Consider the following 26,195-nt stretch of genomic DNA (forward strand, 5'->3'; position numbering starts at 1 on the left):
TTAAAATGTAAAAAACGAAGAAGCTATGCGTTGAAAATTACAAAAAAAGTCGTAACTTGACTATGCTTACTGCGTATAAAACCCAAGTCCTTTTTGTTTTTTTTAGAATTGGGGGCTTCAAAATTGTACAGATAAGGTTAGAAAAACACAAAATCATACCTAAAATATCCTTATTCAATCAGCGTTTTTCTAAGAGGTATCAATACTTCCTCTCGTTTTGGCGACAAACAATTTAAATCCTTTTTGCTTCTTTGTTTTATAGCTGCCTTTTTGTATTTGTCTTTTTTCAAAATCCAAACAAACTATGCACACTCCCTACTCCTTTCCCAAGTGGCTGTGGTTATTGGGCTTGCTTTTATTTAGCATGCCTTTGCTGCAAGCCCAGCAGCAAACCGAACCCTGCGCCACCGACATCATTCACCGTCGTAATATGCAAAACAACCCCGAATATGCGGCAAACTTCAACCGCATGCTTGATGAGGTTCACGACTACTTACAAAAACAAGAGGCGGCAGGTACGCTCAATAAAACGCAAAGTACGGTCTATACGATTCCCGTTGTTGTCCATGTCATACACACTGGCGAACCTATTGGCGACCTTTACAACCCTACTGACGCAGCAATTATTAGCATGGTCAATGGACTGAATGATTGGTTTAGAAATACGGGAGCAAATAATAGCCCTCTTGGAGTAGATATCGAAATTGAGTTTGCTTTGGCACAACGCGACCCCTCTTGTCTTCCTACCAATGGCATTGTACGGGTAAATGGTAGTGGTGTGCCTAATTATGATGCACAAGGTATTCAAGCACAAAGTGCTACGGCTGCCGACGAAGTAGCGGTTAAAAACCTAAGCCGCTGGCCTAATACCGACTACTACAATATTTGGATTGTCAAGGAAATTGACAATGCAAATGGTACAAGTGGCTCTTTTATAGCAGGCTACGCTTATTTTCCCGGTGCTGGAGCTGCCGTAGATGGTACAGTAATGCTTGCTTCACAAATCGGACCTACGGACACAACCCTTCCCCATGAGATTGGACACGCGCTTGGGTTGTTCCATACTTTTGAAGGGTCGTCGGGCGCAGGAAACTGCCCTGCTAATGCCACTTGTGCAACACAAGGCGATAGAGTTTGCGATACTGCTCCCCATGATGCAGACTATTTTCAGTGTACGAGCAACGCTTGTAGTGTAGACCTAACGGTATTGCAAAACATTATGTCCTATAATTGTGCAGACCGTTTCACACAGGGACAGAAAGACCGCATGCGAGCGGCTCTTACAACACAAAGAGCCTCGCTGATTTCTTCTTTGGGTGCAACGCCGCCTCCTGCTTCTACGCCTGCTGTGGCTTGTGTGCCTACCGCTACGGGGACTTTTTCAGGATTTGGTGTTACAAGGGTACAGTTTAATGGCTTAGATGTCAGTTCTGGTACTTCGGCGGCAGAAGGCAATTACATTAACCGCACTTGCGCACAAGGAGTTACAGTAGATGCAGGTACTTCTTATGGCGTTACGGTGCAAACTTCTGTAAACGACCACCGAGTGCGCATCTGGATAGACTACAATAATGACGGAGATTTTAATGATGCAGGAGAAGAAGTTTTTGCAGGCACAAGTACAGGGGCGAACCCCAAAACCGTAAATGGGTCTATTGCTATTCCTGCTTCTGGCATAACCCTGAATCAACCTCTGCGTATGCGTGTGGCAGCAGATTGGGTAGGTGACCCCACGCCCACGCCTTGCGCTCTTTCCGAAGGGCAAGCCGAAGATTATTCTATCATCATCAATGGGGCGGCTTGTGCCATTACTGCCCTAAGTGCGGGTACGCAAACGGCGTGTAATGCGGGCGATAACACTTATACACAACAAGTAACGGTTACTTTCAGTAATGCACCTGTGGCGGGCAATCTTTTAGTGAACGGACAAAGTTTTGCCATTGGCGCGAGTCCGCAAACGGTTACCCTTACAGGGTTGGTATCAAATGGGGCTGCGGTCAATGTAACCGCTTCTTTTTCAGCTACGCCTACTTGTACCTTTACCCAAAATAACCTCTTTACTGCGCCTGCTTCTTGCGCCCCTACTACTTATTTTTCTTCGGGCGCGAACACTAATTGGCACAATGCAGCCGCTTGGTCAAGCGTCTGTGGAGGTGCAGGCGGAGCGGGTATTCCTACCGCTCTCGACAATGTTGTAATTTGTGCAGGACATACCGTCAATCATTCGGCGGCTGCCGTTTGTAACAATCTGACTATCAATGCTACAGGTCGTTTGAATACGCGCGATAATTACAATTTCACCGTTAGCGGAAATACCATTGTAAATGGCATTTATAGAGAAACAACGCAAGCAGGCGGGGGTGCAACCAAAACCTTCACAGGAGACGTAACTATCTCAAATACAGGCGAATTTGGCTCAAATGGCGTTCTTACCAATGCAAACTATGTCTTTAATGGTAGTCTTATCAATGCAGGCACTTTTGACAATCGCAACAATGGCAACACTACCTTTGGCGGTGCAAATGAAAGTATAGAAAATAATGGTACAATGGTCATCAACCAAGATGCCTCTGGTGCTACCTTCTTTGCAGCAAATTACACCCTTTTAGGTTCTGCCGAAATTCGCTTCTTTGCAGGCTCTACTACCATCAATAACAACGTTGTCGTTACAAATCAGGGCAATGTGATGTTTTTCTACGGAAACGTATTGGCAGGCAATGCAAGTAGCCATTTTATCAATGCCGCTAACGCGATTGTGAATTTTAGAGGTTCGGGTACAATTCCTATGAATGGCGGTTTGCTTACCACTTCGGCTGCTGGAAATACGGTCTATTACAACTACGGCGGCGATAGCCCTGTGCGCGGCAATCAGACCTATCACCACTTGGTCGTCTATATCGGAAATAAGACCATTACAGGCGGCAATATCGTAGTGAATGGCAACCTAACCATCAGTAACGGTCCCGTAACGACGCTTACGGCAAACAATTTCAACATCGAAATCAAAGGAAATTGGGTAAATAATGGTGTTTTTGCTTCGGGTACAAATACCGTTACTTTTTCAGGAGCTGCTGCTCAAACCATTACAGGCGCGACTACCTTTCACAACCTAACCATCAATCAAACTGCCGCTTCTACTGTAACGCCCAATGCGGCTCAAACCGTTACGGGGCAGCTCAATTTGCAGAGTGGTAGGATTGTGTTGGGTGCAAATAATTTGACGCTTTCTAATGCAACGGTAGCAAATCAAATTGCAGGCACTTTTGCCAATAGTTGGGTAGAAACCAATGGCACAGGTGGGCTTATCCGAAATGGGAATTTGGCGGCTTTGAGCGATTTTCCTGTCGGAAATAATACAAGCGTGAAACTTATTTCGCTTAGTGCCATTTCGAATACCAAAGTGCGCTACATTGCACCTGCTACCCCTGCTATTCCTGCGGGACTTTTGGCGGCAGGTCTGAACGCGACTTGGCGCGTAGAAAGTTCGGGCGCAGCTTCGGGAGATGTGCGCATCACCAACCCCACAGGTAGCACTACCCCAACTTCTACCATCAGACGATACAATGGCTCGCAATGGGTAGAATTAGCGACTACCTATAATGCAACGCCTTATTATCAGACCAGCGGCATTGCCATTGCAGCAGCAGAAAACTATGCAGTTTTGGCGGCTTGCGCCCTTACTGCCAATATCACCGCAGGTGGAGCTACTACTTTCTGCCAAGGTGCAGATGTGGTCTTGACTGCTACCCCTGCCACAGGCGTAACCTATCAGTGGAAAAACGGTGGAACAGACATCGGAGGAGCTACCAATGCTACCTACACTGCCACAACAAGCGGCAACTATACGGTCTTGCTCACCGATACAGGCGACCCTACTTGTACTTCCTTGTCTAATGCAATCGCCGTAACGGTGAATCCCTTGCCTAACGCGCTAACGATTGTAGCAAACCCTGCTTCGGTAGTGAGTGGAAACGCCTCTGCGATTGAAGTACCTACCTCTCAAAATGGCGTTTCGTATCAGTTACAAAACGTAACGGCAGGCAATACCAACGTCGGTGCGCCTCAAAACGGCAACGGTGGCACGCTTACCTTCCCTACAGGTGCGCTTACGGCAAACACCGATTTTAGAGTCGTCGCAACCAATACCACTACCACTTGTAGCCAAACCTTGAACACCGTAACCGTAACTGTTACGGGCGGCTGTACCCTTGCGCCCAACATTACCGCAGGTGGAGCTACTACTTTCTGCCAAGGTGGAAATGTAGTCCTGACCGCTACGCCTGCCACAGGTGTAACCTACCAATGGCGCAGACACAACATCGACATCGCAGGAGCGACTGCCCAAACTTATAGTGCCGACCAAAGTGGCGACTATACGGTTTATGTAGAGGAAAATGGCAATCCTTCGTGTAATGCCGTTTCCAATACGATTGCCGTAACGGTGAATCCGCTTCCGAATGATATTGCCATTGCTGCCAATCCTGCCTCTGTTCCTATCAATACAGGTTCTAATATTGAAGTTGCCAATTCTGAAAATGGCGTTTCGTATCAGTTGCAAAATGTAACGGCAGGCAATACCAACGTCGGTGCGCCTCAAAATGGCAATGGTGGGCTGCTTACCTTCCCCACAGGCAATTTGGGAACAAGCACTGAATTTAGAATTATCGCAACCAACACAACGACAACTTGTTCGCGCACACTAACAGCAACGGCTAACATCAGCGTAGGTGATATTTGGAATATCCAACAGGATACCTATTTTACCACAATCCAAGCTGCCGTCAATGCCGCTATCGCAGGACAAACTATCAAGATGCTTTCTTTCCGTAATTACCCTGAAAACGTTTTGGTAGATAAATCCCTTACCTTTACCTCTGATGCTACTGCTTACACACAGGTAGAAATTACGGGTATCGAGATGAACGGCGTAGGTGCAACGCTTACAATAGAAGGCGATATGTGCCTAACCGAACTTCTGAATATGCAAAATGGTGATGTAATTATCGATGCAGGTGCAAATTTTGCCCTTCGCTCTACCGCAGCGGCTACGGCAATGGTCATCAATGCCTCGCCTACCAATACCGTTCAAGGCAATGTCATTGCTGAACGCTATATGCCCTCGGTGTCTGATTTAGGTGGTTATGATGGTGTCGGTGGTTATCACGTGCTTGCTTCTCCTTTTGCGGCAGCTCCCCTTTCGCAGTTGGGTGATGACATGACCTTGATTCTGAATACAGCCTTCAATACGGCTGCCGAACCAGGGCTGACCAATCCATTCCCAACTTTGTACGTGTATGACGAAAATCACCCTCGTACAGGTATTGCGACACAATATTACAACGGCTTCCAAATGGGCTTCTTTGTGCCTACTACTGCCGATTTTGAAGTAGGGCGCGGCTATCAAGCCAACATTTCGGCAGGTGGTACAGTAGATATGAATGGCATACTCAATAATGGCAATTTGGGAACTTTAAACCTAACACGTAGTTCCAACGGCTTGCATTTATTGGGCAATCCTTATCCTTCGCCTATCGTTTGGACACAACTCTTGGCAAATTCGAGCGGTATTCAAAATGCCGTTTATATCGACATTCCTACAAGCCGTTATGGTGGCAATTACGCAAGTTTTGTCAATGGCGTAGGTACAAATGGCGGTACAAATCAAATTGCCTCGATGCAGGGTTTCTGGGTAGAAGCAACGGCAGGCGGCGGTAGTATTACCTTCGATAATTCGGTGCGTGTGAATAGCTACCAAAATCCACGTTTCTTTAAAACAGACGAAAAAGGACTCAAAGAGGGGCTTCTCAAACTCACTTTGAAACAAGGCGAAAACTTGCAAGATGAAGCCGCGATTTATTTCGAGGCAGGTGCAAGTCCTCAATTTGATGGTGTTTATGATGCCCACAAATTGCGCCTCCATGATGGCAAATCGCCGTCTTTGTATAGCTATTTCGCCTACCCCGAAGGGCAGACCAATGCAAAGGGCGAAACCGCCGATTATTTTTCTATCAGCGGCTTGCCTTCTTTGGAAGGAAAAACGATTGTACCTTTGGCAGTGGATATCAAAACCGAAGGCGAACATCAAATTTCTTTGAGCGAGTTTAAATATTTCCACGATTTGCACGTCGTTTATTTGTACGATTCGCTTACCCAGACGCTTCACAATTTGCGCCAAAATGCCGATTACGTGTTTGCAGCTAAAAAAGGCATAGACCAAAACCGTTTTGTCTTGCTTTTTGATGCACCTGCCAATGCAGATTTCTTTGTGGATAACAAGTTGAATGTTTATCCAAATCCTGCCTCTACTGCGGTTTCGTTTAGCCTGAAAAATAACCATGAAGGCGCGTATCAGATTCGCCTTTTGGATATGGTAGGCAAAGAAATTTTGAGCAGCGAAAAAAACAAAGAAGGCGCGTTTTTGCAAGGCACAATAGAAATTGGCAACCTTGCCAATGGCGTTTATTTCTTGCAAATTAGCAGCGAAGCAGGCATCGAGCAAGTTCGCTTTGTAAAAGAATAAGCGTATTTTCTTCTTTTTCATAGAAAAAATTAGTACAACAGGATAAAAAAAGCCACCGACAGGGGCAGACGCTTGTCGGGGCTTTTTCCATCTCAAAAAAATCAAATATGAACAAAAAGTTTTGGATTTCCTTTGCTTGGGCTTTGGTAGCCCTTACGCCTTCGCTTTTGGCACAGCCGGGTGGTGGCGGTCCTCCTCCTGTCGTAACGGCAGTGCCGATAGATGGCGGTGTTACCTTTTTGCTTGCCGCAGGTGCAGCCTATGGTGCAAAAAAATTATACGACTATCGCAAAAGTCAAAAGGGCGAGGCTTAGTGGCTCACCTTTGTCAAATAAAAACCCCGTCGGTAAGGTCTATCTCTTGCCGACGGGGTTTGTTTTTAGGCTGTCTTTTAGGTTGTGATACAATCGCAAATAAACTTGATAAATAAACTTGACAAATAAGTTTAAAAAATAAGATTTGACAAATTAGGCTATTCATCAAAACGATGCACATTTACTACGCCTTCAATCCGTTTGATGTCCTCTACCAGATTTTGCACCTGTTGGGAATTAGATACGCTCACCGTAACGCGCCCATCGAAGACGTTTCCATTTTGTGTGCCAATGTTCAAGGAGCAGATATTGACTTTGTGCGCGTGTGAGATGATATAAGTCAGGTCGTTGATGAGTCCTTGTCGGTCTGTGCCGATAATATGCAGGCTTACATCAAACTTGTTGGGCTTATCCTTTGCCCATTGTACCTTGATGACCCTATCGCCAAAAGAGGCAAGCATAGCCGTTGCGTTGGGGCAGTCGGTACGGTGGATTCGAATCCCCCTGCTTACCGTTACGATACCAAAGATGCTATCGCCTGCAATGGGTTTGCAACATTGTGAAAGTACATATTCTACGCCTGCTTTTCCGTCGCCGATAACAAGCACGTCTTTTTGGTGTTCCTTTTGTAAAATTTCTTTTACCTCTTTGACATCTTTGGGCGCGTCTTTGTGCTTTTCGCTTTCCTCTCTAAATTTTTTGATTTGTGTGTGGTCGATTTCCCCTTTTCCTACTTTGATGAAAAGGTCGGTGGGCGTAGAAAGCCCAAAATAGTCAGTAAGCTGCCCCAAGACCTCGTCTGTCATCTGAATTTTGAGCTGTTTGAGCTTGCGTGAGATGATTTCCTTGCCCGAATCGGAAAGGGCTTTGTGGTCTTTTTTGAGTGCCTGCTTGATTTTCTGTTTGGCACGCGCCGTATAAACAAATTTGAGCCAATCTTCATTTACCTTAGGTTTCGAAGATTTCAAGATTTCGATTTGGTCGCCGTTTTGAAGTTGATAGTTGAGCGGTACAAGTTTGTGATTGACTTTGCCGCCCAAACAGTGTTCGCCTAAGCCCGAATGAATGTCGAAGGCAAAGTCGAGAATGGTTGCGCCTTTGGGAAAGACTTTTAAATCGCCTGTGGGCGTGAAAACATAGATTTCCTTATCAAAGAGTTCGGCGCGAAAGTTATCGACCATCTCTAAGGCAGAAAGGTCTTGATTTTCAATCGTTTCACGCACTTTGGCAATCCATTTTTCTATACCCTGCTCACCTTTGTCGTTGCCCCCTTTGTACTTCCAATGGGCGGCGTAGCCTTTTTCTGCAATTTCGTCCATGCGGCGTGTGCGAATCTGGACTTCTACCCACTGCCCTTTTCGGCTCATGACCGTTGTGTGCAAAGATTCGTAGTTATTTGCCTTTGGCACACTCACCCAATCGCGTAGGCGGCTTACATTGGGCTGATAAAAATCGGTAACGATAGAATACACGCGCCAACAGGCGGCTTTTTCGTCATCGCCTTCGCTCGTATCGATGATGATACGAATGGCAAAGAGGTCGAAGACTTCCTCGAATGGCACTTTCTGCTTTTGCATCTTGTTCCAAATAGAGGAAACGGCTTTGAGGCGCGATTTGATGTCGTATTTCAAACCTAAGCGGTCGAGGGCTTCGATAATGGGCTTATTAAACTCATTGATAAAGCGTGTTCGCGCACTTTTGCTTTTGGCAATTTTAGAGATAATGTCCTGATAAACTTCGGGGTTGGCGTATTTTAGACACAGGTCGTCGAGTTCGGAACGGATATTATACAAGCCCAAACGGTGTGCAATGGGCGCGTAGATGTATTGGGTTTCTGCCTGAATTTTGAGCTGCTTTTCCTTGCTCATGCTCTCTAAGGTGCGCATGTTGTGTAGGCGGTCGGCAATTTTAATCAAAACTACCCTAATATCTTCCGAAATGGTCATCAAGACTTTGCGGAAAGTTTCGGCTTGCGCCGACTTATTGATACCAAACATCTGGGTAGGGGCAGGCACTTTGGTTAGCCCATCGATGATGCGCGATACTTTCTTTCCAAAGACCTGTTCTATATCTGCCAACTTGACTTCGGTATCTTCCACTACGTCGTGTAGTAGGGCGCAAATGATGGACGTTGTGCCTAAGCCCATCTCCTCTACGACAATTCGCGCCACTTCTAAGGGGTGGTAGATGTAAGGTTCGCCCGATTTTCTGCGTACCCCTTGGTGCGCGTCGTGTGCAATTTCAAAGGCTTTCTTGATTTTTTTGGCATCATCGCCGCTTAAATGAGGGCGGGCAATGCGAAGCAGGGCGCGATAGCGGCGCAAGATTTCTTTCTTCTCCTGTTCTTGGCGTTGTTGGTCTAAAAAAGTGGGCGGACTCGACGGCACAGCATCAGGCAGGGCAGACTCTAATTCTTTTGTTTGGGTAATTGATTTGGGTGCTTTCATATCTTTTCTCTATAAACTGTTGTTTTGTAAAAGTAGTTTTGTAAAATAAGAAGGATAAACAGGATTGGGAAAGCGTGAGTAGGGTGAAAAAACACAGAGAACGACAAAGAGTAGGGAGGCAAATTGCGAATACAAGCCCTCGCTTACTGGTGGTTTTATGCTCAATTTACTAAAAAAAAATGAAATTTCCATCTGCTTTTCGCAAAAGCCCAAAAATAAAGTTCCTTGCCAGCGATTTTTCCTTTTTTCAAAACAACGTACAGACGTATGAAAATCCTGCTTTTTGCTGCTCCCCGATTTAATATAAATTAAGACTTGGCTTGTTTTTTGAAAGCAAGACTTTGAAATCTATTTGTTAAAGCCCCTTTTTTCACCCTTCTAAATTACTCGCCTTCTACTGCATCTTGGCTTTCAAGATTTTGTCATACAAAGTTTTTCTACATTTTTTCTTCAAACTTCCTTATATCACTACAAAAAGCTAACTTTGTTTGTTCAAAGTTTAGTACCTACGAAGCCTCTTTGCGTTTTATTCCCCACCTAAGCCTTTCCACAACACTTGAAACATTGCTACCTTTGCTTTTAAAATCTTTTAAGTCTTTGGTGCTGCCCTTCTTTTGATACACAACCGCTAAAACGTGCGCTTTTGTTTTAGATGGCTTGATGCCTACAAATGGCAGCGGCTTCAAATTTCTTTTCTATATGAAAATAGGAGTTGTCATAAATTCGGCGTGGAATATCTATAATTTCCGTCGTGGCTTGGTTTGCGCCTTGTTGGAAAATGAGCATCAGGTGGTTGCTATTGCGCCCGAAGATGGCTATGGAAAGCGATTGAGGGAGATGGGCTGCGATTTTGTACCCCTTCGCATGGGCAACAAAAGCACCAATCCTTTTTCCGACCTACAACTCATCTATCGTCTTTATCGCATTTATCAGGAGCAGGACTTAGATGTCGTCTTGCATTATACCATCAAACCCAATATCTACGGCACGTTGGCGGCTAAAATTTTGGGTATTCCCACTATCAACAACGTTACGGGCTTGGGAACGGTCTTTATCAGAAAAGGACTTAGCTCTAAAATTGCGCATCTCTTGTATCGCATTTCTTTTCGTTTCCCCGATGTGGTATTTTTTCAAAATGGCGACGACAAGCAGCTTTTTTTAGAAAAAAAATTAGTAAAGGCAGAAAAAACCGAAATCCTACCCGGTTCGGGCATCGATACCCAATATTTCAGACCCACTTGGGTACAAAACCCCCTTCCTACCCAAAAACGCGAACCCTTTAAATTTTTGATGGTGGCGCGGCTTTTATACGATAAGGGCATCTTGGAGTACATCGAGGCAATTCGCTTGCTGCGCGATAAGGGCATACATGCCAAATTCCAACTTTTAGGTAAAATAGAAACTTCTAAGGGCTTGGGTATTAGCGAAAAAGAATTAGACAAGTGGCAAAAAGAAGGGCTGATAGAATACTTGGGAGCGGTAGAAGATGTGCGCCCCATTATGGCACAAGCCGATTGTGTTGTCCTGCCTTCGTATCGCGAAGGTACGCCTCGCACACTCTTGGAGGCGGCAAGTTTGGGAAAGCCGCTTATCGCTACCGACGTGCCAGGGTGTAGAGAAACCATCGACGACGGTTTGAATGGTTTTCTTTGTGAAGTGAAAAACGCTTATGATTTGGCGGATAAAATGCAAAAATTGCTTTCCCTACCCGCAGAAGCGCGTGAGCAAATGGGAAAACAGAGTAGAAAATTGGTAGAAATGCGATTTGACCAAAAAATTGTCATCGAAAAGTACCAACAAGCCCTACAAATTATTACCTTGCAGTAAAATAGACGGTAGCAGACCGCTTTTGTCGGCATGAGCCTTCAAAGGCGGTTGGGCAAGCGTTTCTATGCCGTTTTTGCCAAAATTTTTACTAAAATTTTACTAAAACTTTATCCCCAAAATAAGATGGTAAATCTTCTAACTACAAAGCGTATTCGCGACCAAATCAATGCCACACCCGAACAAATCCAAGAAATCATCGATGCCTGTGAGTATGGCATTTGTGTTACAGATGAAAATGGCATTTTTGTAGCCGTCAATAATCGCTATTGTGAGTATTACGGCTATGCGCGTGAGGAGTTGGTGGGACAGTCGTTTCTTATCGTTGTGCAGAACAATGACCAGACTTTGCTCAAAACCCTGCACGATAAGTTTATTGATGAGCAGCGCGAAATTTCACGCACCTGGACGGTAAGACGAAAAGATGGCTCTTTGATGAACATCAACGTAGATGCTCGCTATACCAACGCCCTCGACGGAAAGCCACACAAACTCACTTTCATCGAGCCTTTCGAGGCAAAATAAAGGCGGAATTGTCTTATTTTGTCTTTACTTTTTTTGTCTTGCCCTTGCCAAATTTTGTTGGGTTTGGTCTGATTTTATCGCGGCTATCATTTTCCACTGCACTGTTTTTTTGTATCTTTGTCGTTGAAAACTTTTCCCACACCGACACTTTCTCGATTTTCAATTCTCAAAGATATGACACGCGATACCCAAATTTTTGACCTCATCGAGCGCGAAGCCCATCGCCAAATGCACGGCATTGAGCTAATTGCCTCTGAAAATTTCGTTTCTCCGCAGGTGATGGAGGCGGCAGGAAGCGTCCTGACGAATAAGTACGCCGAAGGGCTACCCAAAAAACGCTACTATGGCGGCTGCGAAGTGGTAGATGAAATCGAGCAGTTAGCGATAGACCGTTTGAAGACGCTCTTTGGCGCAGCCTGGGCAAATGTGCAGCCTCATTCGGGCGCACAGGCAAATGCAGCCGTTATGTTGGCAATTTTAAATGCAGGCGATAAAATTTTGGGCTTCGACCTCTCGCATGGCGGACACCTTACGCATGGCTCTACCGTCAATTTTTCGGGTAAATTATACCGCCCCTCTTTTTATGGTGTGGAGCGTGAAACAGGTCTGATAGATTGGGAAAAAGTGGCAGAAAAGGCACGTGTAGAGCAGCCCAAACTTATCATCTGTGGTGCTTCTGCCTATTCGCGCGATTGGAACTATGCGCGTTTGCGTCAGATTGCCGACGAAGTGGGGGCTTTGCTATTAGCGGATATTTCGCACCCTTCGGGGCTTATCGCAAAAGGCTTGCTCAATGACCCCTTGCAGCATTGTCATATCGTAACTTCCACGACGCACAAGACCTTGCGCGGTCCTCGTGGTGGAATTATTATGATGGGCAAAGATTTTGAAAATCCTTTCGGTGAAAAGGATATGAAGGGCAATCTCAAAATGATGTCGGCACTTTTGGATAGTGGCGTTTTCCCCGGTACGCAGGGCGGTCCCTTAGAGCATATTATTGCTGCCAAAGCCGTTGCGTTTGGCGAAGCCCTAACCCCACAATATGCCCAATATGTCAAGCAGGTGGCGAAAAATGCCCAAGCGATGGCAAAAGCCTTTACAGAGCGCGGCTATCAAATTATTTCAGGTGGCACAGATAACCACTTGATGCTTATTGATTTGCGCAACAAAAATCTAACAGGTAAGATTGCAGAAAATACGCTCATCAAAGCCGACATCACCATCAATAAAAACATGGTGCCTTTCGACGACAAATCGCCTTTCGTTACTTCGGGCATGCGCATTGGCACACCTGCCATCACGACGCGCGGCATGGGCGAAAGTGAGATGGAGGCTATCGTAGATTTGATAGACCGCGCCCTTATGCACCATGAGAACGAAACCGAACTATCAAACCTTAGAAAAGAGGTCAATCGTCTGATGCAAGGCTTTCCACTTTTCAAGATGGAAACCGAAACGGTCTAAAAGCCTTATTGTAGCGTGCGAACACAAAAGCAGGCAGACCCCAAGCGAGAGGTGTTTTGGGGTTTGCTTTCTTGTTTTTTTCTAAAAAACTTACTTATCAAATCTTACCAAAAATGAATATCGGCGATAGAGTGCGTCTGCTTTCAGGCAGAGAAGAGGGGTTTATCACACAAATCATAGATAAACAGCAAATAGAGGTAGAAATAGACGAGGGCTTCCGCATACCCGTTTTGCGCAGTGAAGTGGCAATCGTACAAAAAGACGAGGAGCGTTATTTTAAAGATGCCAAACCTGCTCAAATAGAGCCGATTGCGCCACCAAGTCCTACCGTTTTGGCACAAAGTCGCGCCATCGGGGAAGGCGTTTTTTTGGCATTCGCACCCTTCAACGACAAGTTGCTCAATTTATACATCATCAATCATACGCCGCACGAACTACTTTTTACCTTTGGCGAACAGCAAGACCAAAACTTTTTTGGGATTCAGGCAGGAAAAATAGAAAGTCAGAAACTACAAAAGGTGCATGTCCTGCCTTTGGAGGATTTTAAAAATTGGAAGCCTATCTATGCGCAAGTTATCTTTTTTAAGCAAACCTTACATGAGCCACAACTGCCACTGCATTTCCTACTAACCTTCAACACTTCGTTTTTCAAGACCAAGCGCATAGCACCTCTGCTTCATAAAGAAGCCTTTTTATACTCTTTGGATAGCCGCTACAAACTGCCCGACCCCATCGAAACGCCGCCTCTGCGCCCTGTGGAGGCAGAAAAATTGAAGGAAATTATGATGGAGCGCAAAACCGTTTTCGAAAAAGCATTTGAAATAGAACGACCTGCGCGTGAAATCGACCTTCACATAGAAGCCCTCACGCCACACTACGACATCATGACTTCGGAGGCGATTCTCAAAATGCAAATAGAACATTTCGAGCATATCTTTGATAGGGCGATTGCTTCGGGTATGGAAAAAATTACGTTTATCCATGGCGTAGGGGCAGGTATTTTGAGGGCTGAAATTCAAAAGCGTGTGAGCCGCAATCCGTATGTGAAGTATTACGAAGATTCACAACGCGATAAATTCGGGTATGGCGCAACTACGATTACTTTTAAATAAAAAAACTAAAAATTATTGACACTTGTAGGGGTAAAGTTTGCCCTTGTCCGAATTGAGATTGAAGTAAAAACGATTTTTTAGACCCAAAGTAAGATTTGAGCCAAATTTTATTTTGGGTTAGATTTGAAAAAGTGGCGTTTTCATAGAATTTAATGCCCTTCTCTATTGGGCTTTCGGATTTTGATTGCAGCAAAAGTGCCATCAGCAGGCTTTTCTGATAGGTAAAAAATATTTTTTCGCATTTTTTTCAGGCTTTCTATGGAATCTGACAAAGGGCTGCATCTTAGTAGCAAAACAAAGCGACACCCTGTTGGCTACGTTTTACTACCTAACTTGAACCTTTTAATACTTCATACCATGAAAGCTCCTCATTTTTTCTCGCTTGCGCTTGTTTTTTGTCTTGCCCTGACGCTGACACCCTTGCAAAATAGTTTTGCACAAACAGACGAATTTTCTACCCTTTGGCGTGGCGAAGAAGGCTACAATGCCAACTCGTTGCGCCCTGTGGCAGAGTCGGACATCGCTCTCCAAAAGACACTTTGGTATCGCCTTTCATTGAAAGAAAAACAAAACAAGCCGCTTTTTGCACGCCAAAATGAAATTACGCGACTGCTTATCGAAGCCACTAAATTAGGAATTATTCGTCCCTACGAAAACGATTCGCTTCGCACGCGCATGAGTTATGAAACTTTTTTTCAAAGGCTCAAAATTCCTACCGAAGGGTTGCCCGAAGACCCCCTTATCGAGAGCTGGGGAACAGACGAAACGGACTGGGTAATGGAAGGCTGGGATACCGAAGCCGCCGCCGAAGTGGAAGCGCAGGAATTTATGCCGCAACAGCTTTATATTTTGGAGCTAAAAGAAAATCTTATTTTTGATAAAAAACGCGCCCGCCAAATTCACGACATTCAAGCAATTACGCTCTATATCCCTGCCGAACTCAATCCGAACACAGGCTTGGAAATGCCTTTGGCTACTTTTAGCTACAAAGAAGTGGTAGAACTGCTTTTTCGCGACAATCCGAAAGCCATTTGGTACAATGCTAAAAATGGCGGCGAACATAGAAATCTGGAAGAAGCCTTCGACTTGCGCCTTTTTAGTGCCAAAATCATCAAATACGATAACATAGACGACGAATATCTCATCGACCTTGTGCAAGGTGATAGCCATCAAGCACTTATCGAGAGCGATAGGTACGAAGCCCAAACGATAGAGCGTGAAAACAACCTATTTGAAAACTAAAAAGCACACCTTCAATTTTATTTCGCCTATTTTATTTCACTTAATAGAGTGCCTCAATGGGGGGGCAAACCTCAAAGATAGTCTTTTCATTGAAAAGGCTATCTTTTTTTATTTTTCAAAACTATCTCTTTTTTACAATTTGGATTTGGAGAGCCGAACAACTTTACACAAATTTGGCTTATCTATTTAGATGCACTACTTTATACGGAAAAACGGCTTTTATTCACTTTTTTCCCTGCCTTTTATCGATTTTTAGCGAATAGTTTTAAGAACAAACCTGCTTTTAGGCTACTCTTTTCTTTTTAGACCGCCTTCATTTTTTAGCTCTAAAAAATAAACCCCAACTTATTTGGGGCTACTCTGCCTTTTCCTACCCAATACCAACACAGACCAATTCCAACACAGATGAAAAAAATCCTGAACCGCTCTTTGTTTTTCCTCGATAGCCTCAATGAATACCTCGGACGCGCTTTGGCTTGGCTTACGGTGGCATTGGTGGCAGTCGTTTGTATCGATGTCTTTGCGCGTTATTTGCTTAAAACGGGGAGTGCCTTGTTTCCCGAATTAGAATGGCATCTCTTTTCTATGATTTTCCTTTTGGGGGCAGGCTATACCCTTCGCAACGAACAACACGTGCGCGTAGATGTGCTGTATAGCAATTTTTCGCCGCTGGGAAAGGCTTGGCTTAATCTTATCGGACATCTGGTCTTATTGCTTCCTTTTTGTATTGTGCTGATTTACATTTCGCAACCTTTGGTCTATAATGCTTGGGTAACGCAGGAGGTTTCGCCTGACGCAGGCGGGCTGCCTTATCGTTTCCTTATCAAATCGGTCATTCCTGCTTCCGCCGTACTGCTTTTGATACAGGGCTTGGCGCAGATGGGAAAGTCGCTTTACTTTATTTTCTACAAAGAAGATTTTGAAGCCACAAAATAAAGCGCAAGGCTTCTCTGCCTTACTTCTATTCAACACATTCCAATAAAAACAATAATTTACTATGAGTTTAGAACTACTTGCCATTTTGCTTTTTTTGCTCATCTTGGCGGTCTTATTTTCAGGCTACCCTGTGGCATTTACCTTAGGTGGGGTTTCTATTTTGGTAGGAATTGCACTCTTGGGGATTGGGTATTTAGACCTTTTGGCGTTGCGTATTTATGGTACAATGCAAAATATTGTGCTTTTGTCTGTCCCTCTTTTTATTTTTATGGGCGTGATATTAGAAAAATCGGGCATAGCCGAAGACATGCTCCAAACCCTAACTCTGATGTTGGGCAAACTCAAAGGCGGCTTGGCTTTGGCGGTGATTGTAGTGGGGCTTTTATTGGCAGCCTCAACAGGGGTTGTCGGCGCAACGGTGGTAACAATGGGGCTTATTAGTCTGCCTGCCATGCTCAAAAGGGGCTACCCTGCTACCCTTTCCACAGGCGTAATTGCCTCGGCAGGCACTTTGGGGCAAATCATTCCGCCCAGCGTGGTCTTGATTTTGTTGGGTAGCGTCATCAATGTGCCTGTGGGCGATATGTTTATGGGGGCTGTCATACCAGGGCTGCTCCTAACTTTTGCCTATATGCTCTATGTGCTAATTTTTGCCTACCTCAAACCGCAATCTGCCCCTGCTGCCACTGATGAAGAGTTAGCCGAATTTCGCACCGAAGGACAAGGTAGCCGCATTTTTTCGGCGTTCATCTTGCCTTTTTTACTTATCCTAACCGTCTTGGGTTCGATTTTTACAGGCATCGCAACCCCCACCGAAGCGGCAGGCATTGGCGCATTTACGGCAATCTTGATGGCACTTTTAAGGCGCAAACTCTCCTTCAAGATGTTACAAGAAACGGCGCGTACTACCACTTTCCTAACTTCTATGGTCTTTATGATTTTGGTAGGCGCATCGGCTTTTAGTCTTACCTTTCGCGAACTCAAAGGTGATGATATGATTGTCAATGCCGTAACACAAAGCGGACTTTCTGCCCCTATGTTTGTGTTGGTAGCCATGCTTGGGATTTTTATTGCAGGTTTTTTTATAGATTTTATAGAAATTATTTTTATTTTCGTTCCGATTCTCACGCCCATTTTTGCAGCCTACGGCTTAGATTTGCTTTGGGTCGGGATATTGATAACGATGAACCTACAAACCTCTTTCCTAACGCCGCCTTTCGGCTTTTCGCTTTTCTACCTCAAAGGCGTTGCGCCGCCTTCGGTCAAGACCAGCGATTTATACAAAGGCATCATTCCTTTTCTGCTCATTCAAATTGCACTCTTAGCAATCGTTTATTTCTACCCTCAAATTGCTACTTGGCTGCCCAACTACCTCAATTCTTAGTCAAATTTCTCTTTTCTAACCCAAAACAACACAAAAGATGCAACCTCAACACACTCCGCCACAGCCGCCGCAATCGGAAAATAAAGAAGAGCAAAAGGCTTCTTCGCGCCGCAAGTTTCTTTCGCAGGCTTTGAAAGGCTCGGCTGCCTTTTCGCTATTAGGATTAGCCGCCTGCCGTCAGGATTTGAAACAAGAAACCACAACCGAAAATACCGCCGCCACAGGTGCTGCCAACGCCGCCACAATAGAGTGGAAATGCGCCACTACTTGGCCTCCCAACTTTCCCGTTGTGGGTGAAGGCGTGCAGCTCATGGCTGATTGGATAGACAAAATGTCGGCAGGACGGCTCAAAATCAAGGTCTATGGCGGCGGTGAATTAGTCCCTGCCCTCGAACTTTTTGATGCCGTAAGCAATGGGGCTATTCAGATGGGACATGGTGCTTCTTATTATTGGGGGGGCAAAATCCCTGCAAGCAACTTTTTTGCCGCTGTGCCTTTTGGTCTGAACGCACAACAGATGAACGCTTGGCTAATTAGTGGCGGCGGCATGGCTCTTTGGGAGGAAATCTACACGCCTTTCAATGTGCTGCCGCTTCCTGGGGGCAATACAGGCGTGCAGATGGGCGGCTGGTTCAATAAAGAAATTAAATCCTTAGCCGATATGAAGGGACTCAAAATGCGCATGCCCGGCTTGGGCGGCAAAGTCGTTACCGAATTGGGGGGCGCAACTATCCAAATTGCAGGGGGCGAAATTTATACAAGCCTCGAACGTGGCGTAATCGACGCTGCCGAATGGATTGGTCCTTATCACGATTATACCTTAGGTTTCCATAAAATTGCGAAATACTACTACTATCCAGGGTGGCACGAACCGGGAACAACCCTCGAAGTTATCATCAACAAACAAGCCTTCGAAAAACTGCCTGCCGATTTGCAAGAAATTGTCCGCACAGCCGCCTATCGTGCCAATCATTGGATGCTTTCACAATTTGAAGCCAAGAATAATGAGTACCTACAAAAACTTATCAACGAGGAAGGCGTAAAATTGGTCAAGTTCCCCGACGAAGTTTTGAAGGCTGCTAAAACCGCTACTGACAAAATCCTAAACGAAGTAGCTACACAAGACGCTGCCGCCAAAAAAGTCTATGATAGCCTATTGGCTTTCAAAAAAGGCATCAGTGCTTGGAATCAGACTTCGGAAGTTGCCATTCAACCCTATTTATAAGCCCAAAACAAACCCTTCTCTTAGTCGGAGAAGGGTTTTTGAGTACCTTTTTCAAACAACCTACTAAAAAATAGTGGCTAAGGCAGCGAAAACTTAGGTCTTACCCGAAGTGGATTGAAATAAGAAAGTATTTTCAGACCCAAAACGGATTTAAACCAAATTTTATAGGTCGGTATGGCTCAACCATTCGTCGAGCTTTTGATAAACTGCCTGACTTGCAAGCAGTTGCAGGTGGTTGATGCCCTTTAAGGTGTATTGACGATGGGCGGGAAAATAGAGTTGCCATTTTTCGTCTTGATGCTTGCCCAGCGCACTGCCAAGTGGTACTAAGCCATCGCCTACCCATTCGGGTAGCAAATGGGCTTGATTTTCCTGCGAAACAAGTCCTGCTATGGCATAAGAAGCCAAGCGTGTAGGCAGGGGAATAGGCTTTGACCTACGCAAGTTGGCATCAAATTTATCGCCATCTTGCCAATCTTCGTCTATGATATTGCCATAGCGAAGGTCGGTAATGCCTGCGCTTCTGATTTTGCCCAAACGCGCAAAGGGCGCACTATAAGGGTGTATTTCCAAGATGTTGTCTATCTGATTGCCTGCCCTTTCGAGCGGTGCGCCATGGTGGGGTGTGCCGAGAAAAAAGAGTTTGCGTACCTTTCCTATCCAGTGGTGCTGCACCAGATTGCCATAATACAAAGCACTTCGACTCACAAGTCCGCCCATGCTATGCGTGAGTAGGTAGATTTCAGTGATTTGGGGGTAGCTTTTTTGTAAATTTTCTAAGGCGGCAGCGAAACTTTTGCCATTTTCAGAAATATGTCTGCCTGTATTGTAGTGCAGATAAAGCGTCGTGAGGTTGTGTTTTTGGGCAAGAGCTTCGCCATGGTTCTGACCTTTGTAGAGCCATTGTAAGTCGTTCATACAAAGCCCATGCACCATAATCATCAATCTGCCCTTTGTTTTTTCCAAATCTTCCGTTAGGGTAAGATTTTTTAGCGAGATGCCATTTTTTCTAAACTGCATCATAATTGCTAACGGGTTTTTCCTGCCTTCGAGGTAGTCGCCCAAAACCCCATTGAGAGCCGAAACGACAACTTCGCGAGCTTGTGAAGAGGAGGTCTTTTTGAGTATTTTACCAAGCCGCCCAAGCGATTTATCTACACCTGCCCCCACTAAAAGGGTAATGCGGCGGATAAGCCAATACACAAAACGCGCAATGCCGCTGGTTCTTTGCAGGCGTGGATTGCCTTGTAGAAGTGCGGTGGCAGATATGCGGGCGTGTAGGGCTTCAACAATTTGCACAATCCCAAGTACCGCTTCGGTAGAGAGCTGCCCTGCACCTCGTAAGTCTTCGGTTATCGTGGGAGTAGGATTTTTATGGTCAGATGGCATAAAGAGAGGGAAAAGGGCGAAAAGTTTTTCGGTAAGAAAAGCAAGTTACGACAAAGAATTCAACTTATCTTAACTTATCCTATGAAGGGGCTGATTTTATTTTTCTAAGGCACAAGAAAAAAACTTCACAAGGCAAAGGAAAAATAAGCTACGCCCAATTCCACGTCTTTTCTTTTTGTCAGATGTTTGCGGTAGAAAGCGATTGCGTCTTGGTCGTCGGCTTCGGCTTGCACAAAGATTTCAGATATATTTTCTTTTTTAAGGTAAGATTTTGTAAAGTCTAATAATTTTGACCCTATTCCCTTGCCTCTATGTTTTTCCACAACGGCAATATCATAGAGATACGCCAATTTTTTGTCTTGGTTGTGATAACAATCTTCGAGCAGGTAGAGTGTAAGTCCGCCCAAAATGAGGTTTTCTTTTTTGGCTACAAAAGCCCTAAAATCGGGTCTTGCTAAGATTTTTGTTGCTTTTTCTTCGGAAAGCAGTTCGAAATGAGGCGTTTCAAAGGCTTCTGCCAAAAGGCAAACGAAGGTGCGAAAATCTGCCACAGCAACAGGCGAAAGTAGTTCAATCTGTATCATTTAAAGTCTGTTTGAAGTCTGTTTGAAGTCTGTTTTGGATTTTTTTCGAAAACAACAACAACAAAATCCTTGCTTTGGGTTCGAGGCAGCATCAGATTCTGCGGCGGCTTGTCCCCTTTTTTCCGTACCTTTGCGAAAAAATCCAGAGTTTTAATCAAAAGTTTCTAATCGATACCCTTCCCATGTCCGACCTAACCGAAATTTTAGACGACGAGCAATCTCTCTCTTTCAATCCCACCGATGATGACGACGATGAAATGCTCCACGAACACCATCGCATCTTGGTTGATGGCGGGCAGGAGCCAATTCGTTTAGATAAGTTTTTGGTCATTCGCTTGCATCGCGTTACGCGCAATCGCCTGCAAAATGCCATTAAGGGCGAATTTGTCAAGGTCAATGAAAAAGCCGTCAAGCCAAACCACTTATTGCGCCCACACGATGTCGTTACGGTCTGTTTGCCCGAACCTGTGCGCGATATGAAGAATGTAGAGCCAGAGGCAATTCCGCTTTCTATTTTTTATGAAGACGACGATATTTTGCTTATCAATAAGCCTGCAAATTTGGTGGCGCACCCTGCTTCCGAAAATTGGTCGGGTACGCTTGCCAATGGCGTAGTGCATTATTTACAGCAACAGGGGCTACCTTTTTTTGGCTTGTCGCACCGTTTGGATAAGGATACCACAGGGCTTTTGGTCGTACCCAAAAATGAAAATGCACGCGATAAATTAGGCAAACAGTTTTTTCACCATACCATCGAGCGCACCTACTACGCCTTAGTTTGGGGCGAAGTCAAAGAGGACAAAGGCACGATACGCGGACATTTGGCGCGTTGGAAAAACGATAGGCGCATTATGATAGTAGAAGAAGACGGCAGCAGAGGCAAACATGCCGTAACACACTACCAAGTCTTGAAACGATTGCGGTATGTAACTTTGGTCAAATGCAACCTCGAAACAGGCAGAACGCACCAGATTCGCGCCCACATGAAGCACCTCGGACATCCGCTTTTTGGAGATGCCCCCTACGGTGGTACGCGCATTATCAAGGGTTCAGTGTTTTCCAAGTACCTTGCCTTTGTTCAAAATTGCTTTGATATTTTGCCCCGACAGGCACTGCACGCCAAATCTTTGGGCTTTAAGCACCCAAAAGATGAGCGTTGGGTACAATTCGAATCCGAACTACCCGAAGATTTTACCACTGTTTTAGAAAGATGGGAAAAGTATGTTAAATATGTATAGGATTTGCAACCGTCGCCGAGGGCGTTGCCCGTCGGCGAGGTTTTTTCTTTACAACTAAACAATAAGAGCGTTACCCGTCGGCGAGGTTTTTTTTCCAACCATCAATAAGAGCGTTGCCCGTCGGCGAGGTTTTTTCTTTTCCCTGCGCTTTTCTATCCAAAAAAGTGCTAACTTTAAGAAATTTGCCTTTACACAAGTTTTGCTTGCTGTTTGTTTCTAAAATTTTGCAGTTGCCCACACCCTTTCTCAAACTTGCTTTTCTATGGAACTTCTCTTTAATAACTTCGAGGCTTGGAAAAAATATTGTCAGCAGGAGCAGAAAGCCCTTTATGTGCCTGTTTTAGACTATGAAATGAATTTGCGCGGACGCAGCGAAGCCGAAATTTGGGCGCATTTGCGCAAAGCCTATCGCGTCATGAGCGAAGCCGTAGAAACGGGTTTGCAGGAAGACATGACCTCGCGTTCGGGTATGATAAACAATGGGGCAAAGCGTGTCTATCAGTACCCTACGCCTGTCTTATCGCTTGAATTTCAGCAACTTATCGCGCGTGCCTTAGCTGCCAAAGAGGTCAATTCTTGTATGGGGCGTATTGTAGCTGCACCCACAGCAGGGGCTTCTGGCATTTTGCCCGGTACGCTTTATACGCTACAAAAAATTCACGACATCGAGGAAGAGCGCATCTTAGAAGGCTTGTTGGTGTCGGCAGGTATTGCGCTTATCATCGAGCAGCAGGCTTCTTTGGCAGGGGCGGTCGGTGGCTGTCAAGCCGAAACGGGCAGTGCGGCAGCGATGGCTTCGGGGGCAATGGTCTTTATTTTGGGGGGCGATATTGATGCTGTCTTCAATGCCGTTGCGATTACGATACAATGCATGTTGGGGCTGGTCTGCGACCCTGTGGCAGGGCTTGTAGAAGTGCCTTGTGTTGTCAGAAATGCGAGTGCGGCGGCGATAGCCTTTTCTTCGGCACAAATTGCCTTAGCAGGCGTAGGGGCGGTTATTCCCGTAGATGAGTGTGTGGCGGCGATGGGCGAAATTGGGCAAAGCATGGAGGTGCGATACAAAGAAACCGCTTTGGGCGGCTTGGCGGCTACTCCCACAGGGCAGCGCATTGCCAAAAGTGTCCTGATTAGCGATATTGAAATGATGGAAGACGAGCAAGAATCGGAAAAGTAAATCTTTCTAAACAAAAGGAAATAACATTTCCCAAAGAGATGTTATTTCTACACCATTTTTTCGATAGGATTGCGGAAAAAAAACAATTCTACGCCTTTATTCCCGTATAAAGTTTAGGGAAAGGGGGGGGGTGGTGTACCAATCTGCTTTTTCAGAAATATACTGCTGCTTATTGGCTTTATTTCTGCTTTCTTCTGATTTGTTCTGTATTTTTTTATTTTTGATAAGTATTCTAAAATACGGACATTTGCCATTTATAGATAAGTCTTTTCCATCATTGCCTTTTCTGAATTTAATAAGTTCAAATTGTTCAGGATTAAATTTATGTAGAAATGTTATCGGTACTCCCCGTTGGGCGTAGTCTCCGACTACGACCTGTCAATAGGGCAAATCTTAGATTTGCATTGCAAGATACTGCAAAAATAGCAAAAAACTTATACAAAATGCTATTTTTTAGATGTTTTGATAGTAACAGTCCTGCAAATCTAAGATTTGCTGAATGGATAAGTCTTAGTCGCAGGCTAAGCCTAACACTTAGTTTATTCTTGGGTTATGGGAACACTGCAAACAACGGGGGGGTAGGCTTTTCACCGTTGCAAGTTACACCTTTTCCCCAAAGGGCGCAAGTTTTTTTCACTTTTTTGTTGCCAAAATTTGTAGGGCTATTCGTAAGTAAATAGTTTTCTGTTTTTACAAAGATACAAAAAAAGAAAAAGCAAGTCCCAATATTGAGAGCATGTTTTTTAGTTTGGATATTATTGTGTTTTTTTAATCCACATAGGTTTCCTTGATGACTGCTTTCACTTCTTCAATGGTTTCTTCGCCTAAGTGTGTTATCGTTTTTGTTATCCTACTCTTGTCTATGGTGCGAATTTGGTCTATGACTATCCAATTCTCTTGCCCTTCCAAATCAAAACTTATCCTTGTTGGATAGTTTCTTGATTGCGAAGTTATCGGACAAACTACAATCGTTGCCAAATACTTGTTCATTTCATTGGGCGAAACAATCAGGCAGGGGCGTTTTTTCTTGATTTCACTGCCTACTGTTGGGTCTAAATTGACAACAACAATGTCATACTGCAAATAATTTATCATTTTAGTCCCAATTTTCGTCGTCAAGAACACCATCAATGAGTAACGTGTCGTCCCCGTTACGGTGCATTTCTGCAAAGGCAGCTTCCCAATTTTTTCGGGGTTCAGAAATAGGTTTTAAGATGATATAATCATTCTCTAAAATAAGTTCTACTTTGTCAGTAATTTGATACTTATCTAAGAGGTTTTTACTTATCCTGATGCCTTTTGAGTTGCCAATCTGTATTACTGAAACTTGCATAGTCCTTAGGTTTTGCATTGCTTGTATTTACAACGTAATTACTGTTTGTTTGGTTGTACTTTTTGTACTTTGCTTTTGCAGTGGGGCATAACGGAAAAATCCTTGCGAAGGGCGGATTTGATACTACTTTCCTTTCTACTCACAAAAATTTATAGAAAGTGCAAAAGTTTAAATTAAGCATATCTGTTTGCCTTTTGGCAAACTTAATGTTTTCATCGGTTTTGCTTTTTTTCGTTACGCAAAGCCTCTACTTGCTCAACTGTTAAACCTGTGTGCTTGCTAATTTCTTTATTTGAAAGTCGTGTTTCCAAAAGACTTTTCGCAATCTCAATTTCTCGTTCCTCGATTGCCGTTTCTCTGGCTGTTTCAATCGCACTTTTCATGCCCCAATATTGAATAAGATTTTCTTCATAAATGGCACGCTGTTCGGCACTTAAACCTGCTAACTCCGCAGTTCCGAAGGCTTTTTGAAAAATAGGCTCGTTAAGGATACTTGGAATATGGTCAAAACTTTCTAAGTTTTTCAAAAAGTAGCACCATTTGTCAAACTTCGTTTTCAGTTCGTTCTCCTTCAAATTGAACAAAGGCATTTGCAAAAACTTGAAATGCAATTTATCAAAAAATACATCTCCGTCTTGGTCTTTCAAAGCCACATCACGCCTAAATTTTCGCCTTTCCTCTGCCTCATCATATTCAAAATCCAAAATTGCTACAAAATAAATGGGTTCTAACCTAAAATTCCAATCACCCTGTTGGGCTTGGTCTCTAATGGGAAAAGTTACGTAGAATAAACTTCGGTCTTTGAAGTATTTTACTTTTGCCTTTTGCATTTCTACGATAAACCGCTCGCCTGAAACAGCCTTGCAATGAATGTCAAAGATAGCCTTTCTTTCTGCGAAATTCCATTCACCCGTTAGCCTTGCAATGAATGTCAAAAATAGCCTTTCTTTCTGCCGACAAATCAGCTAAACTTTCTACGTTGCGAAAATTCAACTCTGCAATTTGATGATGTGTAGGCAAAAGTTGGTTCAAAAAATCAATCAAAAGGTCTTTGTTCGCTTCCTCGCCAAAGAGTTTTTTAAAACCAAAGTCTGTATATGGATTGATGTACTTTGCCATTGTAGTATTTTGTTATCTGTTATTGCAAAGTTACAAAATTTTAGAATGTTTTTTGAGAACTCGTTTTTTTAAAATTGATGACAACGGAAAAATCCTTGCGAAGGGCGTACTTGATACACTGCTTTCTTTGCACTGCGTAATTAGGTACAGTTTTTATTCTTTCGTATTTCGCAGTTGCTCTATTTGTTCAATACTTAAACCTGTTAGTTCTGCAATCGTTTCACTATCAAAACCTTTCTTAATGGCAGTTTTCGCAATCTCAACTTTCTCTTCCTGCTTTGCTTCTAACTTTGCCGTGTATTCCACACTGATTTCGATACGCCTATTTTCCTGAAAGCGGTCATACATTTTCTTTTCCTCGTCGG

At 44.2% G+C, this 26,195-nt stretch carries 20 protein-coding genes and 2 pseudogenes; 13 read left to right on the forward strand and 9 right to left on the reverse strand.

Features of this window, described 5'->3' with window-relative positions; all coding sequences use genetic code 11:
* The first annotated feature begins 304 nt into the window (after positions 1-304).
* Together G500_RS0119310 and G500_RS0119315 are read left to right on the forward strand one after the other, a co-directional pair.
* Positions 305-6,520 carry a M43 family zinc metalloprotease gene (locus G500_RS0119310; RefSeq protein WP_027003730.1) on the forward strand — a complete coding sequence of 2,072 codons (6,216 nt, stop codon included), beginning with the start codon at positions 305-307 and terminating at the stop codon, positions 6,518-6,520.
* Positions 6,521-6,627: 107 nt separating this feature from the next.
* Entirely contained in the window at positions 6,628-6,834 is a 207-nt protein-coding gene (locus G500_RS0119315; protein ID WP_035758140.1) for a PID-CTERM protein-sorting domain-containing protein, read from the forward strand.
* Positions 6,835-6,992: 158 nt separating this feature from the next.
* Here G500_RS0119315 and G500_RS0119325 read toward each other — a convergent pair whose 3' ends face one another.
* Positions 6,993-9,281, reverse strand: a complete 2,289-nt coding sequence (locus G500_RS0119325) for a RelA/SpoT family protein (RefSeq protein WP_027003732.1) — start codon at positions 9,279-9,281, stop codon at positions 6,993-6,995.
* A 699-nt stretch (positions 9,282-9,980) separates the two neighbouring features.
* Between G500_RS0119325 and G500_RS0119340 the strand changes: the two genes are divergently transcribed.
* The 9 genes from G500_RS0119340 to G500_RS0119390 all read left to right on the forward strand — a co-directional run bounded on the left by G500_RS0119340 (position 9,981) and on the right by G500_RS0119390 (position 18,993).
* Positions 9,981-11,108, forward strand: a complete 1,128-nt coding sequence (locus tag G500_RS0119340) for a glycosyltransferase family 4 protein (protein WP_027003733.1) — start codon at positions 9,981-9,983, stop codon at positions 11,106-11,108.
* A gap of 123 nt (positions 11,109-11,231) precedes the next feature.
* Complete coding sequence (locus G500_RS0119345; protein WP_035758223.1) at positions 11,232-11,630, forward strand: PAS domain S-box protein; 399 nt, start codon at positions 11,232-11,234, stop codon at positions 11,628-11,630.
* A 174-nt stretch (positions 11,631-11,804) separates the two neighbouring features.
* The gene (locus G500_RS0119350) at positions 11,805-13,094 is read left to right on the forward strand and encodes a serine hydroxymethyltransferase (RefSeq protein ID WP_035758142.1); all 1,290 of its coding nucleotides are present in this window, start codon (positions 11,805-11,807) and stop codon (positions 13,092-13,094) included.
* 113 nt (positions 13,095-13,207) lie between these two features.
* Positions 13,208-14,206, forward strand: coding sequence for a Smr/MutS family protein (locus tag G500_RS0119360; protein ID WP_027003736.1), 999 nt, complete (start codon positions 13,208-13,210; stop codon positions 14,204-14,206).
* A gap of 357 nt (positions 14,207-14,563) precedes the next feature.
* Positions 14,564-15,448: a type IX secretion system ring subunit PorN/GldN gene (gene porN, locus G500_RS0119370; RefSeq protein WP_027003738.1), complete on the forward strand. Its 885-nt coding sequence runs from the start codon at positions 14,564-14,566 to the stop codon at positions 15,446-15,448.
* A complete protein-coding gene (locus G500_RS0119375; protein WP_027003739.1) occupies positions 15,438-15,638 on the forward strand; it encodes a hypothetical protein in 201 nt (66 codons plus the stop codon). Before porN ends, G500_RS0119375 begins: the two co-directional genes overlap by 11 nt.
* Positions 15,639-15,853: 215 nt before the next feature.
* Complete coding sequence (locus G500_RS0119380; protein ID WP_027003740.1) at positions 15,854-16,384, forward strand: TRAP transporter small permease subunit; 531 nt, start codon at positions 15,854-15,856, stop codon at positions 16,382-16,384.
* A 61-nt stretch (positions 16,385-16,445) separates the two neighbouring features.
* The gene (locus tag G500_RS0119385) at positions 16,446-17,768 is read left to right on the forward strand and encodes a TRAP transporter large permease (protein WP_027003741.1); all 1,323 of its coding nucleotides are present in this window, start codon (positions 16,446-16,448) and stop codon (positions 17,766-17,768) included.
* Positions 17,769-17,805: 37 nt separating this feature from the next.
* Positions 17,806-18,993, forward strand: coding sequence for a TRAP transporter substrate-binding protein (locus tag G500_RS0119390; RefSeq protein ID WP_027003742.1), 1,188 nt, complete (start codon positions 17,806-17,808; stop codon positions 18,991-18,993).
* A 162-nt stretch (positions 18,994-19,155) separates the two neighbouring features.
* Here the strand turns inward: G500_RS0119390 and G500_RS24325 are convergent, their stop codons facing one another.
* Together G500_RS24325 and G500_RS25335 are read right to left on the reverse strand one after the other, a co-directional pair.
* On the reverse strand, positions 19,156-20,382 hold the full coding sequence (locus tag G500_RS24325) for an alpha/beta hydrolase (RefSeq protein WP_035758145.1): 1,227 nt from the start codon (positions 20,380-20,382) through the stop codon (positions 19,156-19,158).
* 125 nt (positions 20,383-20,507) lie between these two features.
* Complete coding sequence (locus G500_RS25335; protein WP_051203922.1) at positions 20,508-20,966, reverse strand: GNAT family N-acetyltransferase; 459 nt, start codon at positions 20,964-20,966, stop codon at positions 20,508-20,510.
* 182 nt (positions 20,967-21,148) lie between these two features.
* Between G500_RS25335 and G500_RS0119405 the strand changes: the two genes are divergently transcribed.
* Complete coding sequence (locus G500_RS0119405) at positions 21,149-22,204, forward strand: RluA family pseudouridine synthase (protein WP_035758147.1); 1,056 nt, start codon at positions 21,149-21,151, stop codon at positions 22,202-22,204.
* Positions 22,205-22,466: 262 nt separating this feature from the next.
* On the forward strand, positions 22,467-23,378 hold the full coding sequence (sdaAA, locus tag G500_RS0119415; protein ID WP_027003745.1) for an L-serine ammonia-lyase, iron-sulfur-dependent, subunit alpha: 912 nt from the start codon (positions 22,467-22,469) through the stop codon (positions 23,376-23,378).
* A 96-nt stretch (positions 23,379-23,474) separates the two neighbouring features.
* Here the strand turns inward: sdaAA and G500_RS26595 are convergent.
* The 6 genes and pseudogenes from G500_RS26595 to G500_RS26095 form a co-directional block, all read right to left on the reverse strand.
* Positions 23,475-23,726: pseudogene (locus tag G500_RS26595) on the reverse strand (adenine-specific methyltransferase EcoRI family protein); the annotation flags it as partial.
* A 420-nt stretch (positions 23,727-24,146) separates the two neighbouring features.
* On the reverse strand, positions 24,147-24,473 hold the full coding sequence (locus G500_RS0119425) for a type II toxin-antitoxin system PemK/MazF family toxin (RefSeq protein ID WP_035758150.1): 327 nt from the start codon (positions 24,471-24,473) through the stop codon (positions 24,147-24,149).
* Between the two features lies 1 nt (position 24,474).
* A complete protein-coding gene (locus G500_RS0119430; protein WP_027003748.1) occupies positions 24,475-24,711 on the reverse strand; it encodes an AbrB/MazE/SpoVT family DNA-binding domain-containing protein in 237 nt (78 codons plus the stop codon).
* Positions 24,712-24,923: 212 nt separating this feature from the next.
* A complete protein-coding gene (locus tag G500_RS24335; RefSeq protein ID WP_211220179.1) occupies positions 24,924-25,646 on the reverse strand; it encodes an Rpn family recombination-promoting nuclease/putative transposase in 723 nt (240 codons plus the stop codon).
* Complete coding sequence (locus tag G500_RS26315) at positions 25,618-25,830, reverse strand: PD-(D/E)XK nuclease family transposase (RefSeq protein ID WP_211220180.1); 213 nt, start codon at positions 25,828-25,830, stop codon at positions 25,618-25,620. Before G500_RS26315 ends, G500_RS24335 begins: the two co-directional genes overlap by 29 nt.
* 153 nt (positions 25,831-25,983) lie before the next feature.
* Positions 25,984-26,195 (reverse strand): annotated as a pseudogene (locus tag G500_RS26095) (hypothetical protein); the annotation flags it as partial.

Origin of the sequence: Hugenholtzia roseola DSM 9546, assembly GCF_000422585.1 — a bacterium.
GTDB lineage: Bacteria > Bacteroidota > Bacteroidia > Cytophagales > Bernardetiaceae > Hugenholtzia > Hugenholtzia roseola.

Excerpts from the sequence above, each read along its gene's own strand:
- G500_RS0119390 (WP_027003742.1), top strand. The coding sequence starts at position 17,806 with ATGCAACCTCAACACACTCCGCCACAGCCGCCGCAATCGGAAAATAAA.
- G500_RS0119430 (WP_027003748.1), bottom strand. The coding sequence starts at position 24,711 with ATGCAAGTTTCAGTAATACAGATTGGCAACTCAAAAGGCATCAGGATA.
- G500_RS24325 (WP_035758145.1), bottom strand. The coding sequence starts at position 20,382 with ATGCCATCTGACCATAAAAATCCTACTCCCACGATAACCGAAGACTTA.
- G500_RS0119340 (WP_027003733.1), top strand. The coding sequence starts at position 9,981 with ATGAAAATAGGAGTTGTCATAAATTCGGCGTGGAATATCTATAATTTC.
- G500_RS0119310 (WP_027003730.1), top strand. The coding sequence starts at position 305 with ATGCACACTCCCTACTCCTTTCCCAAGTGGCTGTGGTTATTGGGCTTG.
- G500_RS0119405 (WP_035758147.1), top strand. The coding sequence starts at position 21,149 with ATGTCCGACCTAACCGAAATTTTAGACGACGAGCAATCTCTCTCTTTC.
- G500_RS0119425 (WP_035758150.1), bottom strand. The coding sequence starts at position 24,473 with ATGATAAATTATTTGCAGTATGACATTGTTGTTGTCAATTTAGACCCA.
- G500_RS0119315 (WP_035758140.1), top strand. The coding sequence starts at position 6,628 with ATGAACAAAAAGTTTTGGATTTCCTTTGCTTGGGCTTTGGTAGCCCTT.
- porN (WP_027003738.1), top strand. The coding sequence starts at position 14,564 with ATGAAAGCTCCTCATTTTTTCTCGCTTGCGCTTGTTTTTTGTCTTGCC.
- G500_RS0119380 (WP_027003740.1), top strand. The coding sequence starts at position 15,854 with ATGAAAAAAATCCTGAACCGCTCTTTGTTTTTCCTCGATAGCCTCAAT.
- G500_RS0119360 (WP_027003736.1), top strand. The coding sequence starts at position 13,208 with ATGAATATCGGCGATAGAGTGCGTCTGCTTTCAGGCAGAGAAGAGGGG.
- G500_RS0119350 (WP_035758142.1), top strand. The coding sequence starts at position 11,805 with ATGACACGCGATACCCAAATTTTTGACCTCATCGAGCGCGAAGCCCAT.
- G500_RS25335 (WP_051203922.1), bottom strand. The coding sequence starts at position 20,966 with ATGATACAGATTGAACTACTTTCGCCTGTTGCTGTGGCAGATTTTCGC.
- G500_RS0119385 (WP_027003741.1), top strand. The coding sequence starts at position 16,446 with ATGAGTTTAGAACTACTTGCCATTTTGCTTTTTTTGCTCATCTTGGCG.
- sdaAA (WP_027003745.1), top strand. The coding sequence starts at position 22,467 with ATGGAACTTCTCTTTAATAACTTCGAGGCTTGGAAAAAATATTGTCAG.
- G500_RS0119325 (WP_027003732.1), bottom strand. The coding sequence starts at position 9,281 with ATGAAAGCACCCAAATCAATTACCCAAACAAAAGAATTAGAGTCTGCC.
- G500_RS26315 (WP_211220180.1), bottom strand. The coding sequence starts at position 25,830 with ATGGCAAAGTACATCAATCCATATACAGACTTTGGTTTTAAAAAACTC.
- G500_RS0119345 (WP_035758223.1), top strand. The coding sequence starts at position 11,232 with ATGGTAAATCTTCTAACTACAAAGCGTATTCGCGACCAAATCAATGCC.